We start from the raw sequence: 15,177 nt of genomic DNA, 5'->3' as shown, positions 1-15,177 counted from the left end.
TTGTCGCCTTCGATGACGCACCCAAGTCGGTTGGCAATCCTCTCCCGACACAGCGCCGGTTTTCCGGCAAAGGATGGTTGACCTACAGCTGGAGGAGAGACCGGATGATCCGATCCAAGATACTTTGGCTGGTTTTCGTTGCCTGTTCGGGAAAGCTGGCGGACGCTCCGGCTTCAGACGAGATCGTCCGCCTGTCGCGGGATGACAGCCAGTGGGTCATGGCCGCCAAGAATTACGCCAATACCCGCTTCAGCGGACTGGATCAGATCAATACCGACAACGTCAAGCGGCTCCGGGTTGCCTGGACCTTTTCGACCGGCGTGCTCAACGGCCATGAGGCGGCGCCGTTGGTCATCAAGGACACAATGTACGTCGTCACGCCCTGGCCCAATATCCTCTACGCGTTGGACCTGAAGCAAGCCGGCGCAATCAAGTGGGTTTACCGACCGAATCCCAGCCGCGCCGCGCAAGGGGTGGCTTGCTGCGACGTCGTGAACCGCGGCGCGGCCTACGCCGAGGGAAAAATCTTCTTCAACACGCTGGACAATCATACTGTGGCGGTCGATGCCACCACCGGCAAGGAAGTGTGGAAAACCAAGCTGGGTGAAATCGCCAGGGGCGAAACCATGACCATGGCCCCTATCGTGGTGAAGAACAAGGTTCTAGTCGGCAACAGCGGCGGCGAGATGGGCGTACGCGGCTGGATCACCGCGCTCGATACCCGCAGCGGCAGGATTCTGTGGCGCGCCTACAGCACCGGGCCGGACGAGGACGTCCTGATCGGACCGGATTTCAAGCCGCCTTACGTAAGCGGCCAAAACCTCGGGGCGACCACCTGGCCCTCCGAGAAGGCGTGGCAAATCGGGGGCGGAACGGTCTGGGGCTGGATCTCCTACGACCCGGAAGCCGACCTGATCTATTACGGCACCTCCAATGCCGGCCCCTGGAACGCGGTACAGCGCCCCGGCGAAAACAAATGGACCTCCTCGGTGTTCGCTCGCGATCCCGATACCGGCATGGCGCGCTGGGCCTATCAATGGAATCCGCACGATCTCTACGACTACGACGGCGTCAACGAGAACGTGCTGCTCGACCTGAATATCGACGGTCAGGATCGCAAGGTGTTGGTCCATGCTGACCGCAACGGCTACATGTACGTACTGGACCGTTTGACCGGCGAAATCATTTCCGCGGAACCGTTCGTCTATACCAACACGGTCAAGCGCGTCGATCTGAAGACCGGCCAGCCGGAACTGAACGAGGCCAAGAGCCCGCAGCTCGGCAAGTTTGTGAAAGACATCTGCCCTGCCCCGCCTGGCGGCAAGGATTGGCAACCCATGGCCTATTCCCCTCGCACCGGCCATCTTTATGTGCCCCACAACAATCTCTGCTTCGACATGAAAACTATGGAAGTGGGCTATATCGCCGGCACGCCCTACATCGGAGCCGAAGTCGCGATGAAACCGGGTCCCGGCGGCAACCGCGGCTTCTTTACCGCCTGGGATCCGGTTCGAAACCAGAAGGTCTGGGAAATCAAGGAAGACTTTCCCGCCTGGAGCGGGGCCCTTGCCACAGCGGGCGACGTGGTGTTCTACGGAACCATGGACCGCTGGTTCAAGGCCGTAGACGCCAAGACCGGCCAGGAATTGTGGAAATTCCGGACCGGCTCCGGTGTGATCGGCCAGCCCGTGACCTACCGGGGACCCGACGACAAGCAATACGTGGCGGTGCTGGCCGGCGTCGGCGGCTGGGCTGGCGCAGTAGTCGCCGGACAGCTGGACACCAGAGTTCCCTATGGCGCCTTGGGCTTTGTCGGCGCGACGAAGGATTTACCTGAGGTCACTGGCGAAGGCGGCACCTTATACGTTTTCGCGCTGCCGGAAGAGTCGCCATGATCGGACGACTGCGCGTCATCGTTCTAGCAATATCGCTGGCCGTTGCCGCGAGCGCCTATGCCACCGAGGGAAAAAAAGCACTGCGCGTTTGCGCCGATCCCAACAACCTGCCCTTCTCCAACCAGCGCGGCGAAGGCTTCGAAAATCGCCTGGCGGAGATCATCGCCCGGGAGCTTGGCCGCAAGCTGGAATACACCTGGTGGGCACAGCGCCGCGGCTTCTTCCGGAATACCTTGAACGCGGGCCGCTGCGACGTAGTCATGGGCGTACCTAGCGGGTTCGAGAGGGTACTGACGACCCGCCCCTACTACCGCTCGAGCTACGCCCTGGTCTATCGCAAAGACGCCGGCTACACCCTGCGCTCACTGGACGCCTCGGAGCTTCGGACGCTCAAGATCGGTCTGCATTTCATCGGCGACGACTACAGCAATCCGCCTCCCGCCGAAGCTCTGGCCCGGCGTGGCATCATTCAGAATGTCGTCGGCTACAGCATTTACGGCGACTACCGGGAGCCCAATCCGCCGGCACGCCTGATCGAGGCGGTCGCCCGAGGCGATATCGATGTCGCCATCGCCTGGGGACCTTTGGCCGGTTACTTCGCCAAGCGCCAGCCGACCAAGCTGGCTGTCGTCCCGCTGCCGACGCCCGACGAACCCCAAGCTCAACCTTTCGAATTCTCCATCGCGATGGGCGTGCGAAAAGACGACAAGCCGTTGCGGGCCGCGCTCGACGAAGTGCTGGCCCGGAAGCGCAGTCAAATCACCGCACTGCTTAAGAAATACGGGGTGCCGCTCATCGAGCCGCGGTAAGCGACGCATATTAAGCCGGAAAACCGCTCCGAAAAACCATAAGGCCACTCCTGCCACGCGTATCATTTCAAATCCGGAAAAAGCTACGTAAACTAATCGCTAATTTCCGGCCTTACGCATTCATCCGGCTATCCGATACCGTCAGGCACTCAACTTCGGATACTCCATGGTTGGTAAATGGAAGGGGGCCATTTTACCGAACAGGTGCTGATTCATAATCAGTCCTGGAGCTGGGTTGAAGCTTTGCGGAAACCCAGCCGCTGTGCTTCTTATACCTTTAACAAACAAAAAGAAGGTTAATCATGGAAACCATGCCCACTCCGACCAAAACAGATCTTTTCCAACCCGGCAAAGTCGTGACCGATTGGGGACGAATAAAGCGCGCCAAAGTCGAATCCATTGCCCAACCCAAATCCGAGGAAGACCTGCGCACTATCGTTGAACACGCTCGAAAAAATAATCTGAAAATATCCGTTCGCGGAGTTGGCCATAACGCAGTGGGCCAGACGTTTCTCGAAAACGGCATCATGGTGGACATGATGGCTTTGAACCAGATTATCGAGTTGGACGAAAACAAGAAAACACTGCGAGTTCAGTGCGGCGCCACTTGGGAACAGGTAACCAAAGTATTGGAACCGAAACGACTCGGTGTTTCCACCAAGCAAGAATTCGATGTCTTTTCGATAGGCGGGTCCTTGGCTGCCAATGTCCACGGTAAATCCATCGATTATCCCGCGATTATTAGCCACGTCTTATCTTTCCGCATACTCACCGCCGACGGAGAAATCCTCAATGTCAGCCGGGAGGAACATCCCGATCTTTTCCGTGCGGCAATCGGTGGTTGGGGATTGTTGGGCATCATCGTGGATGTGACCCTGCAATTAGTAGACGACCGCGTGGTGGAAAAATCCGAAGTGGTCTACATGTCAAGTCCCGCAAGATCGTAAACCTTCTTTCGAAAAAGATGAGGATGGGACAGTTGCCAGTTTTTGAGAGCCTGGATCGGGGTGAGATGGCGTAAGGCCTTTTGGGGAATGTGATGATTGTACAGCTCGACATAGCGGTGCAGGGTGGTGTCCAGATCGGCGGTTGAATCGAAGTGATGGGTTTGCAACACCTCCTCGATGCGGCCATTGAAGCGTTCCACCAGGCCATTCGTTTGGGGCCGGCCCGGCGGAATCAGGCGATGTTCGATGCCTTGTTCAGTACAGAGGCGGTCAAACTCATGCGTCCCCGAGGGCTGCCGAGTTCGGGTCAGGAAACGGTCGGTAAACTCCGAGCCGTTGTCGGTCAGGCATTTCTGGATGCGGAAAGGCGCGGCCTGAATCACCGCTTTGAGGAAGTCCTTTGCGCTTAAGGCGGTGCGGTTGGGCTTGAGGGCGACATAGACCCAGCGGGTGGCGCGGTCGATGGCGACGAACAGGTATCGGCGGGGTTCGCCGTCGATGGCGGGCAAGTACTTAACATCCAGGTGAAGGAAGCCGGGCTCATAGGCCTTGAAGGGTTTGACCTTCGCCTTCTCTGTAGGCGGAAGCAGGGTCTTGAGGGACGCCACCCCGTGGCGGCGCAGGCAGCGGTCTAGCCCGGAACGGGACACGGCGGGATTGAGAAATTCCCGGGTCACGGCCAGGAGATCATCCAAGGGGAGGAGCAGAGCTTGGCGGAGGTAGACCACGATGGCTTCCTGGGCGGGCGTGAGCGTGGTTCTGAGGGTGTGGGGCCGGTGTGAGGCATCTTCGACCGAGGAGCGGTGTTTCCACTTGCGGACGGTCGTTCGGCTAATGCCATGCTTTTGGGCCAAGGCGCGCTCGCTCAACGTGGACGCTTGAATGGCCTGCCGAACGGCCGGGGTGGTACGGGCGTTCTTATGAAGACGAATCTGCATGGAGAGAAACCTCACTTGGACGAACCGAATATCTCCTGGAGAAGGCTCCGGGCTTCGAACAGAGCATAACTCCTTCTCGGTAAATAATCACACGAGACGCGACACCCAGGCCGATACGCGTCCAGCCTGGGCCCACGCGGCTTGTTGCCACGCCGGGGCATCCCTGCCCCGGATTAGCCCGGCCGCTATTTACGGGCCGGGTTAACAAGGAAGAATTGGGACCTTGGGATCGCTAGCCTTAGGCTCACTAGCGGCGAATGCGGTGCCGATTTCATCAACAGATGCGTTCGAGGGAGTGACGATCCTTCGGTGTGTTCATCGCGGAAAGCTTCGAACTAACGAACTGGCACACCCATTGTTATTGCGTATTGAGGCAACTGTACGAGTAAATCAAAGAGTTGCCGGCTGATACAAAGATCGCCGGTGTGAAAGTCGCAAAGCGACGGAACTCGACCGAACAACGCCCTACCAGCGGCGTCGCAGCCAGTGAAACGTGCATTAAAGAACAGCAAGATAACCCAGGAAAAACGAAGAAGGACCCTCCGAGGTAATCCTGAAGAAACCCGGGATACCCATTAACCCGTACTTGCCGTTGATCGAATCCGATGACGGCGTGACCCCGAGCCCGACCAACGAAATGCGGCACCGGCTGGTCCCGCTATGGGCTGTCGTGTACTCAACCTCCCTTCCGGACACATCCCGCTTCCGTGGCTACATCATCAAGAGGAATTATGAGTCTTGGCTGTCGGAGCACGAGCTTTTGCACAAAGGACCTAACTACTCGCATGGGCCGACTTGCCTATCGCCTTTGGCGAGTGGTTCGAGATGCTGAACTGAATGATAAGGATCTATTCGCCGAGCCGAATGACGGAGTCAGGACGCCGTGAAAGCGCTTTTCGCCTACGTTCGAGACTTGGTGCGGGTCCTTTGTACCTCCGGATTTGCATGTTTCTGTGGGGTCTTCCCTTCGCCGCATTGAGCGCTTGCGCCTTGTTCTCGTGGCGTCCGTCGGGGCCCCTAGAGTGGCTCGGGATTCTGCTGGTTCTAGCTTTGGGCATTTTCGGGCTGGTGCTCATGTTCGTCTCCGTTTTCGGCTCCGAGCACAGCGTTGATAGGACCGCCAGCGCCACGGCCGATGGCGGAGAGATTGCCGGTCTTGTTTTCGTCGTCGTTGCCGCAATATTCGCGCTGCCCATCACAATCCTGCTACGTGCGTTGAAGCGGCAATCTCGGCAAAATTGCTAGCCTATTCCGGACACGAAAGCCGACGGAAACATGGCATGGTACTTCGGCGGCCGATGAATCGCCGCCGCGCTCCGCGCCAAAATACAAGAAGCTTTGCTAGTCGAGTCGTAGGATGCGCTGAATGATGCGCCTCCAATCGCAAACGGTCATTCGGGGAGCGCCCGAATAACCCTTCCAATCGCAAACGGTCATTCGGGGAGCGCCCGAACAACCCTTCCAATCGCGAACGGTCTTCTTGGAGGGCAGGAAGCACCCTTGCAGTCGCAAGAGGTGCCTTCGGAAGAATCAAAACTGACTGTTTGCGTGGCAAAAAACATCGCAAAGTCGGCCAGTGCCCAGAGAGGTCTTGTACCGCGCCTACCGGCGGGCGCAGGGCGTAGAAGCCCATCAGAATCAGGCCATAGCCCAAGCCCAGCGCGGTATTAGCGAGAGCGGTGGCAGCGTGCGGGGCCAACCGTTCTCCGGCCACAAAAACACGCCCTCACGCTGATTGGACGCTGCGGCGGCCTCCTCGTAAGTTTTCGCCTCCAGGATCCGCGGGCTATTTTGCGACTCGAAATAACCCTATGACGACGCAAAAGCGCTTTCCCGATAGATCCGGTCCAGTTCTTCCTCAAAGAAGAACCTCGGCTGTCCGAACGCGGGTTTGAGCTCGTCTAGCCACGTTGCCTTGTCATCGTATTCCGCGAAAAAAGGCCGGTGAATCCAGTCGGGATTTCTCCCTTGGAGAAACCTCATCGTGATGACCTTTTCCCCTTTCGTTTCTGCTACACCGAGAACCTGAACCTTTCCGGGGCAGGTCGACATGCTGGGACCCCGTACCGTGCGTCCGAGACCGCTCACTCGCTGGTAGGCTTCCCGAAAAATCTCCCAGGCGCGTACCAGGGGAACGGCGAAATAGTGCTGAGCGCCGGTATCCCGTGCCAAGAACATGTAATAGGGAACGCAGCCGAGATCGACCTGCATATTCCACATCCGCGCCCAGAGCGCCGGATCGTCGTTGATGTGACGGAGTACCGGCGATTGAGTACGAATCACCGCGCCTGTCGAGCGCAGCCGCTGGATCGCCTGCTGGACCTCCTGAGGTTCCAGTTCGCGCGGATGATTGAAATGCGCCATGATCGCCAGATGTTTGCCGCTCGCGGCCACTTTCCGAAGCAACGAGACTATGTGGTCGGAATCGGCGTCGGTGAGGAAGCGGTAAGGCCAATAAGAGAGCGCCTTGGTGCCGATCCGGATATGCCGGAGATTGGGCAGCTCAGCCGCGATCAGCGGCTCCAGGTAATCCGCCAACCGCCGGGCCGACATGAGCAGCGGATCGCCACCCGTGAAAAGCACATCGGTCACTTCCGGGTGCGCCTTCAGATAAGCGACCAGCTGCTCCGCTTCGCGGCTCGCGAACTTCAAGCCAGACAGTCCGACGAATTGCGGCCAGCGAAAACAGAAGGTGCAGTAAGCGTGACAGGTTTGCCCTGGGCTTGGGAAAAACAGCACCGTTTCACGGTACTTGTGCTGCATGCCGTGCAGAGGCTTTCCGTCTAAGTAGGGGACGTTGAGATCCAACTGGCCCGCCGGGTGGGGATTCAGCTCCAGTCGGATACGATCCGCCGCTTCGCGGATGACTGACGAACTCTCGCCGGCTTTCACCAGACGCGCCATTTCCTCGTAGTGGTGCGGCAAAAGCATCTCGCGTTGCGGAAAAGTCAACACGAACATCGGATCGTCGGGGACTTTGTCCCAGTCGATCAGTTTGTCGACCACGAAGTTATTCGTCTTGAAGGGGAGCACTCGCCCCACGACCTCAATTTCGAACAATTGCTCCTCGCTGAGCCGTGCGATCTGCGGGATTTCACGAAAATTTCCGAGGTTGTACGCGGTATAGCGCGTAGAATCGATTCTCGTGAAGATTTTCTTGGGAGAGGTACTCATGATACTTCCGCCGAGAATTTCGTTATAGTTGAAAGAGTAGGCATTGAGACGTGCACCTGAATCGAGTGCTTCCATCTCGCCAAGGCTATTGCCGCAAAGCCGCCAACGGACGAGTTTCGATCGGACGAAACGATGTCCGGGCCGCGCTACGGTCGTCCCCCTGGCCCTACGGTTGTCCCCCTGTTTTGAGCCACTTTATGAAAGACGACTTGCATGGGAAGCGGGTGAGAAACCCGGCGTCCAGGCGTCTTCATGAGAAAGAGGGCAAAAAACTTTCACATTGCGCCGGCACATCATCGAGGCTCCTCACCGGCCGGTAAGTATATTTGCACAAAAATGATTTATGCAAACGAACATCGGGAGAAGCGGTCTAAGCTTGGCGCTCCGAATGCCGTCCGCTCTCCGATGACCCCGCAACCCAAAACCGGCGTTTTCCCGTGAACCGTGTTACGGCGAGCGTTCATAACACTTTGATGGAACTTGGATAATGACCGAATGAACACAATCGAACACAAGTGCAACGAAGACTCCCCCGAAAACGCCGAACCAGGACCATCACCTCATGAGGCACTCAAACGCTTTCGTCTGATTTTCCGAGCCGTACAACAGCATTCGCAGTGGGTGGAATCGTGCTGCGGGGTCAGTCACGCCCAGCTCTGGGCAATGTCGGAATTGTCGAATCAGCCCGGAATGAACGTATCCGAACTGGCACGGGCGATGGCGGTACATCAGTCGACGGCCAGCAATTTGCTGGTCAAGCTGACCAAGAAAGGCTTGGTCCGACGGGAACGCGCCGATGGCGATCAACGGGTCGTGCGCCTTTATTTAACGGAAGCGGGGCAAACCCTAGTGAAGCGAGCGCCCGAACCCAGACAAGGCCTGTTGCTGCGAGCGTTGACCGAGTTGCCAGTCTCCGTTCTGACCGCCCTGAACGATGGACTGAACACCCTGGTCGACGCCATGCATATCAACGACGAGCAGGCCGCCCTACAGCCCTTGAATATCAGCGGCGACGAACCGGAATCGCAACTGCCCCCGCCCAAGCCGCGGCAAACCGAGCTTGTATGAGCCGGCCCCGCGCCATGCTCGAACTTTGCCGCCGCGATCCGGCCTAAATTTTGCGTGGCCCGAAAAATCGAGAGGGTCTTGGACATGGAACTTCGGAGTCGACGTCCGGCGTTCATCGCGATTGCATGGCCCGCGATCCCTCTGTTGCTAATGGCCTGCCGCGATTCGGGCGACTACTGGTCCCCTACGGAACCCGTACCGTTAAGTGCCGAGCAGGAAAAGATCGCCTCGGACATGGCTCCTATCCGGATCGATGCCCGACCGGAATCGTGGCCCGGCGGCATAACCATCGAGTTCACAGCCACCCCCCTACGCTTGGAGATCGAAAATCGCGGTAGCGACCCCGTCCTTATCCGCTATAGCGACTTCAAGGTGTATGCCGCGCCCACTTGGAGCGAGTTCTCCGCCTTGCCGGTTTTTCCGATCGAGTCTAAGGACACCGGCCCGGTGGCTCCTGGCAAGCTGCCCAGGATGACGGTCCAAGCGTATCCGCCGATCCGGGATCCGCTATTCCAATTTCGGAATTTCCGTGTGGCGCCGTACCTTAGGTCGCTCTACCCTGACATCCCGGTTCACGACGGCCCTTTTCCCTACGACCGTACTTACAACCAGCGCCTTTCAGAGTACTGGCAGTATACCAAGCTGCCGAATCTCGAAATGATGCGGCGAGCCCTACCGGAGGGCGTGTTGTATCCCGCCGGATGGTTGGAGGGCTGGCTTTATTTTCAAAAATTCGAGCCAATGCCGGCCGGAACGCTCGTAGTCAGCCTGACCGATACTTCGGGACGAGCGATGCAGCCGATCCGAATTCCTATTCAATGACGTGAACGGCGATCTTTCGCACCGGTTGCGGTCAAATTAAGAAAGCTCTGAACAAATGGATGCCGGCCGTGCCTTTTCATTAGCTTCGGGACAGGCCCTTCGACAGGCTCAGGACAGGCTCGTCGAGCGACTTGGTCAGAGCTTCCGTATGCGAACCCGTCCGCAAAGGCTAGGCCCGGTTGCTTCATTAATCCGGCCGAACATTCAGCGTGAGGTCTTACTATGACGGTCACTTTCACGGATGTTTTCAAAATCATCTTCGCCTTCCTTCTCCCGCCGCTGGGCGTCTTCATGGAAGTCGGACTCGCCGGCGCTTTCTGGCTGAACATTCTGTTGACGATGCTGGGCTTCATCCCGGGAATCATCCACGCCCTGTACATCATTCTTACCCGTTGACGAGCGTGGCTGTGGGGTCTATTCGGCCCAAAAAAAACTCTCGCCCTGACGGAAGGAAGCCGGCCGGTCGCCGACGATGCCGCGCTGGCTTAGTATTTACCGCCATCACAACGCGGTCTGATCTGCTTGCGCCGGTCCGCGTCCAGGACCTGCTCAAATGCTTCCTATTCGTTTTGGCCGTGCTGGTTGCGGGCTGCGGGCCGGCTTTTCGTCCGTCGCTTTCGCAGCAGGAACTGCTCAGCGCCCGAGAAGCCAGCGACCGTCTGGTCAAAGCGGAAATCAAGGAATTTACGCCGCGGCTAGTCACGCGAGTCAAGCAGGAGTACGACGAATATGCAATGGGCGTCACATCCGAACCGCCGGTGCTCGACGCCCTCGTGATCTCCGGCGGCGGCGATTGGGGAGCCTTCGGCGCGGGCTTTCTCAAGGGCTGGGGACGGGTTCCGAAAGGCCCGATGGCACGTCCCGAATTCGACGTCGTGACCGGTGTCAGTACCGGCGCCTTGATCGCCCCGTTCGCGTTCGTCGGAACCGACTGGGCTATCGATGAGGTTTTGAGGATGTACCGAGAACCGGTTCCGGACATCATGAAACTTCGAGGGCTACTGTTCTTTCTCCCGCGCTACGCATCGTTCACCCGCATTCCGGGGTTGGAGCACGATATCACCGAAACGGTCAATTCGGATTTCTTGACCCGCGTCGTCCAGGAAGGCAAGCGCAACCGTGTGCTGCTGGTCAACACCACCAATCTCGACGATGGGGAGATGCGCGTCTGGGACATCGTCAAGGAAGCAAGAGATGCCCTTCGAACCGGCGACGTGGATCGGGTACACAAAATACTCCTCGCTTCGGCCGCGGTTCCCGGCGTGTTCCCGCCACGCGAGATCGACGGCCGGCTGTATGTCGATGGCGGCGTGACCGGAAATATCCTGTATGGCGCAAGAACACCCGACGAAGAAAGTTTTTCGGCGGTTTGGCAAAAGACTTACCCGGACCTGCCGATCCCCAAGCAGCGTTTCTGGGTCATTCTCAACAACCAGTTCCGATTCTTGCCGCAAATCACCCGGCCGACCTGGACCGCCATCATGCTCCGTAGCACCAACCTGGCGACTCAATCGGCCACCGTCAACGCGCTACGCCATCTTTACGCACTGGCCGAGGTTGCGAAGCTGAAAAGAGGCGCCGACGTCGAAATCCGGGTCATCGCGGTTCCCGGGAATTGGACGCCGCCGAAACCCGGCGTGTTCGTAAAGGAAACAATGGATGCCCTGGCCGACCTCGGGGAGTGCATGGGCGCGAATCCGTCGAGTTGGCGTACCCAGCCGCCCTGAGCGGAACAAGCAAAGCGCTAGTAAGCCGCGGCGGAATCGGAATAGCGCCACATCGAGCTCCGAATGTATGGATTTTGACGAGAGGAAAACGACATGGACGTACGACTCGGTGCGCTAGGCTTACGCACGATTCTGCCGGTGCTTGCCGTGATGGCCGCCTCATGCGCGAGCCAACCCGGCCGGCGGGAAGCGACAAGCGAGGTCGACGCCTGTTCCCGGCTGAAAGCGGTCATCGCCTCGGCCGACAACCGTTTCGAAAACATCAAAGGCCCGAAGAGCATCCACCGCCTCGGCGACCGTTGGGACGCGGAAAGCATTTTTCCCGATACGGCCTGCGAGGTATGGAGATGGAGCGGCAACGAACATTATTACTGCCTTTGGAACAAAACCGGCGAAGCCGCTGCCCGGCAGAGTTTCGAGGAAGGCAAGAAGGCCGTCGGTACTTGCCTGGGCAGCGAATGGACGTTGACCGAGGAGCAGGCCAGAACCGGAAGAGTCGCGGTGTTTTCGAGGGAAAACGCCGATACCCGCGTATCGCTCCGATATCTGGCCGACACACGGCGATACCGTCCAACCTGGTACACCAGCCTGATCGTCGGTAACGCCCTAAGCGATCCCGAAGAGATTTTCCATCCCGCTCCTTAAACACGCCGCGAAGCCGTTCACGGCGCTCGGCGTCTTCATGATCGCCAAAGCTATTGGTTGCGAGTCAATTTACTCGCCTCATTGCTGAGGCTTGCCTTTAGGGGCGGGCTTCGCAGCCGTCGCCGTCCACGTTCTCGACCTGGGGATCGACTGCTTCGGGATGATCGAGCTCAGCTACGGCTTCTGCTCGCCGAAGCTCGCCAAACAAATTCCCGCCCGCGTCGCTCCCAGAGCTCGACCAGCACGCCGCCCACGAAGTGAACCGGAAAGACAAGCCGATCTACCCCCGACTCGGTGCGGCAGTGGATTTCTTGGTGCGGGATGAGGACATGGCAGAAGTCGCTCGCTGGATCATGGCGAACCTTCCCTACGAGATGCTGCCTTATCCAATAAGGCGCGTGCCGAGATCGATCGTGCAGATGCGGTTTAGACAAGTGCGGCTTCGATATGGGAAATCAGCATCAAATCAGCTCTGGGAAAACTCAAGATCGATCAGTGTTGTCTGCCGGAACCTCTAATTGAGGCGGGCTTTGTCCCATTGCCAGTCACCTGGGAGTACGCTCGAGCAAATCACCGAAGTGATAGCCGAATCTTTTCTTGCCGATCACGAGCACTCGTGCGATTCGCAGAGCGTCTGGAAGTTGGCCGCTTCCAGCTGGTGCAGGGTCTATGACTGTGACTTTGTCACTCTGGCCCGCGAATTAGGCATGCCTCTCGTCACGGAAGACTTTTTGGTGCCGCGATGCTCTCCGGATACGGCGAAAACCACGCAGGCCTTTCTCGAAGTGCATTGACATGCCGTTTTAGCCGTTTCGCAGCAAGTCTTGACAAACTCGCCGCTCAATCTTGCAGGTACACTCCGATGGATCGTCGGGTGGGGATCGAGTTGATGACCGAACTTCAGCATTTCCGAAAAATTGGCGGGAGCCTTGCTATTCTCAAGTTCGGCCGAGGAAACACCGGTGGTAATGCCATTCCAGTACTTTTATGCTCGGACGAAAGGCCGGTTGCAGCCAAGAAAAATCGATAGTTTTGCCATCGAAGTGAATAAGCCCAGCATGTTCCGGCCCCATCTCGTCGAACTGTCCAACCGCCACGATTACCCGATAGTCAGGACTAAGCGTCCATAATCCCTGGTCGAATGCCCAGTGATGATTTCTGCATAACGCTATGCCATTGCTGACATCGTCATTCCGGCTCCTGGAGTAAGCATGTATATGTGCGGCTTCGACGATTGTGGTTTCATTGGGTAGCAATACCTTGAGCTTGCAAAGGGCGCAGGTATATCCATATAGGGGAACGATTTGCAACCTGAATTTCACATCACGGCCGGTGACGGCTGAATCTCGTTTATTTTCCAAATCGCTCGTTTTCGACAAAGCGCCAAAATCGATTCCAAGCGCTTCCGCGAGTGCAAACTTTTCCTCGGGAAAAAACCAATTGCCGTTTATCAATACTCGCCGGGCATCGCCGCGGTTTTCTGGAATGGTCAAAAATTGATAAAGGTCTCCGACCAATTCCGCATGGGAAATTACGCGGTTCAGCGCCGTGACGGAACGCGGACGAATAACCTCCAGAGCCGATTCAAGCCCGGGATGCGCAACATGGGACAGAATACCATCGCTTTTAAGATAAAAGAACGGAAGCTCGACCTGTCCCACCTTGCGTCCACGGTGAGCAACCACTTGCCAGTAAGCGAGAAATCGAAATGCCAACTCGGGAGTCAGATGAACCACCGGAGATCGAATTATGCCTTCTTCGATCTGATCAATAATGGCAAGAAGTAATAGTGGCTTATGAGGTGCGGGCGTTTTTGACGCTCTGTCGACTCTAAGCTTGGACAGTTTTGACAGCCAATCCACTGCTATTTAATATAAAGACTATTTGTTAAAATCCCATAAGTATGCTAGGAAGACAGGGGCGACTTTAATTACCAAGATAAACCTACCTAAACCTGGAATTTATCAGGCTACAGATTCTATCTATATACCCAGTTCACTCGGTTTCTAAAAAACTTTAAATCAAGTTGTGCTGATGAGCAATCGCCTGCCGCTGCCTTCATTTCTTCTAGCTGACGCAAAACCCTCGCCTTCTCCCTTTCTCGGTCATTAAACCAGTCTATACTCCAAATCCTGATAATCCGCCATCCTTTGCCTTCTAGTATCTTCTATCTCCAAATATCGTTTGCTCGCGCTTTCCAGCCACCAAGGCTTTGAGGCGATCTCGAACTAACGTATATTCGATATAGGCAAAGCGACACGCGGCCACTGCCTGCAACACTTCCGCCGGATAGTCGACAGGGGCCTGCAGAGCCTCAACGTCATCGGGCTCAAGGTAAAGAATTACCGGCTCACAACTACCAGAAATGCAGCAGCATCCATAACAAGCATAGCCACCGGGCCGTGATACCGTAGGAATCTCCATGCAGGAAGGGGTAAGGGCGAGTCCGGTGCACCTGATAGTGCCGACAGCTCGGACGCAAAAACATCCGTGACGCAACGAGACAAGCCTGGCGATGTTACGCGCGCGGGCATTAGGCTTCGCGCGTGCTCGAAGCCCGACTGCGGCGGGATTCGAAAGGCGTAGGCGGATACCGGCCTGGCGACGCTAATGCTTCAAGTTCTGCGGCTCGCGTCGCGGTCGGTCTTACCGGGCTTGGAATGCGGCGATCAGTCCCCGGTAACGATCAGCGTGTAACGGTAAAAGATCGGGGCAAGATAGTTCTCGTATCGCCAGTCGATTGTCCTGATGTGCGTGATGCCGCCCGCAGCCGCGGCCGCCTGGATGCTGCAATCTCCCCAACCGGCGATGAACAGCACCGCCTTACAGCTCGCCGTACCTTGGCGCAAGCCCGGTCCCGTGGGGCCTCCAGTGCCGCTGGGGACCACCTGACCGGGAACGATCATATCGGTCGTAATTGCGCCTGCCGGTAACCAGGGCATGTTGGGGCCGGACACGCATCCGGATAAAAGTAGAATGGTGGCTAGCGCTGCGGTGACTCGGCCAACGTTCCATATCGATTTCATAGCTCCCTCCTTCGCCGATTTGTGGCGCCTTCGGTCGGGGGCCCTTCACTCGCGGCAAACTATGTTAGGTGTCGCAGGGCCTCAGTGCCGAAGCTATCGAATCAGAGCAGGTTACCGCGCCGCCCG

At 57.4% G+C, this 15,177-nt stretch carries 13 protein-coding genes; 9 read left to right on the top strand and 4 right to left on the bottom strand.

The genetic code is table 11. The features are described from left to right. Positions 1-104 precede the first annotated feature (104 nt). The 3 genes from QEN43_RS01230 to QEN43_RS01220 all read left to right on the top strand — a co-directional run bounded on the left by QEN43_RS01230 (position 105) and on the right by QEN43_RS01220 (position 3,651). Positions 105-1,895 carry a methanol/ethanol family PQQ-dependent dehydrogenase gene (locus QEN43_RS01230; protein ID WP_084162438.1) on the top strand — a complete coding sequence of 597 codons (1,791 nt, stop codon included), beginning with the start codon at positions 105-107 and terminating at the stop codon, positions 1,893-1,895. Next, positions 1,892-2,704, top strand: a complete 813-nt coding sequence (locus QEN43_RS01225) for a substrate-binding domain-containing protein (RefSeq protein ID WP_036268894.1) — start codon at positions 1,892-1,894, stop codon at positions 2,702-2,704. Before QEN43_RS01230 ends, QEN43_RS01225 begins: the two co-directional genes overlap by 4 nt. A 302-nt stretch (positions 2,705-3,006) precedes the next feature. Next, entirely contained in the window at positions 3,007-3,651 is a 645-nt protein-coding gene (locus tag QEN43_RS01220; protein ID WP_051331724.1) for an FAD-binding oxidoreductase, read from the top strand. Here QEN43_RS01220 and QEN43_RS01215 read toward each other — a convergent pair. Continuing rightward, the gene (locus QEN43_RS01215; RefSeq protein WP_317963628.1) at positions 3,624-4,589 is read right to left on the bottom strand and encodes an IS481 family transposase; all 966 of its coding nucleotides are present in this window, start codon (positions 4,587-4,589) and stop codon (positions 3,624-3,626) included. The genes QEN43_RS01220 and QEN43_RS01215 overlap by 28 nt on opposite strands. Positions 4,590-5,534: 945 nt before the next feature. Between QEN43_RS01215 and QEN43_RS01210 the strand changes: the two genes are divergently transcribed. Next, positions 5,535-5,834 carry a hypothetical protein gene (locus QEN43_RS01210; protein WP_026610474.1) on the top strand — a complete coding sequence of 100 codons (300 nt, stop codon included), beginning with the start codon at positions 5,535-5,537 and terminating at the stop codon, positions 5,832-5,834. Between the two features lie 564 nt (positions 5,835-6,398). On the opposite strand, the gene QEN43_RS01205 is transcribed toward QEN43_RS01210, so the two are convergent. Further along, positions 6,399-7,763, bottom strand: coding sequence for a KamA family radical SAM protein (locus tag QEN43_RS01205; protein WP_051332097.1), 1,365 nt, complete (start codon positions 7,761-7,763; stop codon positions 6,399-6,401). A gap of 495 nt (positions 7,764-8,258) precedes the next feature. On the opposite strand from QEN43_RS01205, the gene QEN43_RS01200 reads away from it, so the two are divergent. The 5 genes from QEN43_RS01200 to QEN43_RS01180 all read left to right on the top strand — a co-directional run bounded on the left by QEN43_RS01200 (position 8,259) and on the right by QEN43_RS01180 (position 12,025). Beyond that, the gene (locus QEN43_RS01200) at positions 8,259-8,831 is read left to right on the top strand and encodes a MarR family winged helix-turn-helix transcriptional regulator (protein ID WP_317963627.1); all 573 of its coding nucleotides are present in this window, start codon (positions 8,259-8,261) and stop codon (positions 8,829-8,831) included. 84 nt (positions 8,832-8,915) lie between these two features. Beyond that, the gene (locus QEN43_RS01195) at positions 8,916-9,653 is read left to right on the top strand and encodes a hypothetical protein (RefSeq protein ID WP_026610471.1); all 738 of its coding nucleotides are present in this window, start codon (positions 8,916-8,918) and stop codon (positions 9,651-9,653) included. Positions 9,654-9,875: 222 nt separating this feature from the next. Next, positions 9,876-10,049, top strand: a complete 174-nt coding sequence (locus tag QEN43_RS01190; RefSeq protein ID WP_036268885.1) for a YqaE/Pmp3 family membrane protein — start codon at positions 9,876-9,878, stop codon at positions 10,047-10,049. Between the two features lie 179 nt (positions 10,050-10,228). Continuing rightward, positions 10,229-11,380, top strand: coding sequence for a patatin-like phospholipase family protein (locus QEN43_RS01185; protein WP_162144305.1), 1,152 nt, complete (start codon positions 10,229-10,231; stop codon positions 11,378-11,380). Positions 11,381-11,473: 93 nt separating this feature from the next. After that, positions 11,474-12,025, top strand: coding sequence for a hypothetical protein (locus QEN43_RS01180; protein ID WP_026610470.1), 552 nt, complete (start codon positions 11,474-11,476; stop codon positions 12,023-12,025). A gap of 938 nt (positions 12,026-12,963) precedes the next feature. On the opposite strand, the gene QEN43_RS01175 is transcribed toward QEN43_RS01180, so the two are convergent. Together QEN43_RS01175 and QEN43_RS01170 are read right to left on the bottom strand one after the other, a co-directional pair. Then, positions 12,964-13,761 (bottom strand): HNH endonuclease, encoded by a 798-nt coding sequence (locus tag QEN43_RS01175; RefSeq protein WP_026610469.1) that lies wholly within the window; start codon positions 13,759-13,761, stop codon positions 12,964-12,966. Positions 13,762-14,694: 933 nt separating this feature from the next. Next, complete coding sequence (locus QEN43_RS01170) at positions 14,695-15,051, bottom strand: TRL domain-containing protein (RefSeq protein ID WP_026610468.1); 357 nt, start codon at positions 15,049-15,051, stop codon at positions 14,695-14,697. Between the last annotated feature and the right edge of the window lie 126 nt (positions 15,052-15,177).

The sequence above is a fragment of the Methylocaldum szegediense genome (assembly GCF_949769195.1).
Taxonomy (GTDB): domain Bacteria; phylum Pseudomonadota; class Gammaproteobacteria; order Methylococcales; family Methylococcaceae; genus Methylocaldum; species Methylocaldum szegediense.
The sequence above is the reverse complement of the archived record's forward strand: the minus strand, read 5'-3'. Positions and strand labels throughout refer to the sequence as shown.

Excerpts from the sequence above, each read along its gene's own strand:
- QEN43_RS01200 (WP_317963627.1), top strand. The coding sequence starts at position 8,259 with ATGAACACAATCGAACACAAGTGCAACGAAGACTCCCCCGAAAACGCC.
- QEN43_RS01220 (WP_051331724.1), top strand. The coding sequence starts at position 3,007 with ATGGAAACCATGCCCACTCCGACCAAAACAGATCTTTTCCAACCCGGC.
- QEN43_RS01225 (WP_036268894.1), top strand. The coding sequence starts at position 1,892 with ATGATCGGACGACTGCGCGTCATCGTTCTAGCAATATCGCTGGCCGTT.
- QEN43_RS01230 (WP_084162438.1), top strand. The coding sequence starts at position 105 with ATGATCCGATCCAAGATACTTTGGCTGGTTTTCGTTGCCTGTTCGGGA.
- QEN43_RS01195 (WP_026610471.1), top strand. The coding sequence starts at position 8,916 with ATGGAACTTCGGAGTCGACGTCCGGCGTTCATCGCGATTGCATGGCCC.
- QEN43_RS01205 (WP_051332097.1), bottom strand. The coding sequence starts at position 7,763 with ATGAGTACCTCTCCCAAGAAAATCTTCACGAGAATCGATTCTACGCGC.
- QEN43_RS01180 (WP_026610470.1), top strand. The coding sequence starts at position 11,474 with ATGGACGTACGACTCGGTGCGCTAGGCTTACGCACGATTCTGCCGGTG.
- QEN43_RS01190 (WP_036268885.1), top strand. The coding sequence starts at position 9,876 with ATGACGGTCACTTTCACGGATGTTTTCAAAATCATCTTCGCCTTCCTT.
- QEN43_RS01215 (WP_317963628.1), bottom strand. The coding sequence starts at position 4,589 with ATGCAGATTCGTCTTCATAAGAACGCCCGTACCACCCCGGCCGTTCGG.
- QEN43_RS01210 (WP_026610474.1), top strand. The coding sequence starts at position 5,535 with ATGTTTCTGTGGGGTCTTCCCTTCGCCGCATTGAGCGCTTGCGCCTTG.
- QEN43_RS01170 (WP_026610468.1), bottom strand. The coding sequence starts at position 15,051 with ATGAAATCGATATGGAACGTTGGCCGAGTCACCGCAGCGCTAGCCACC.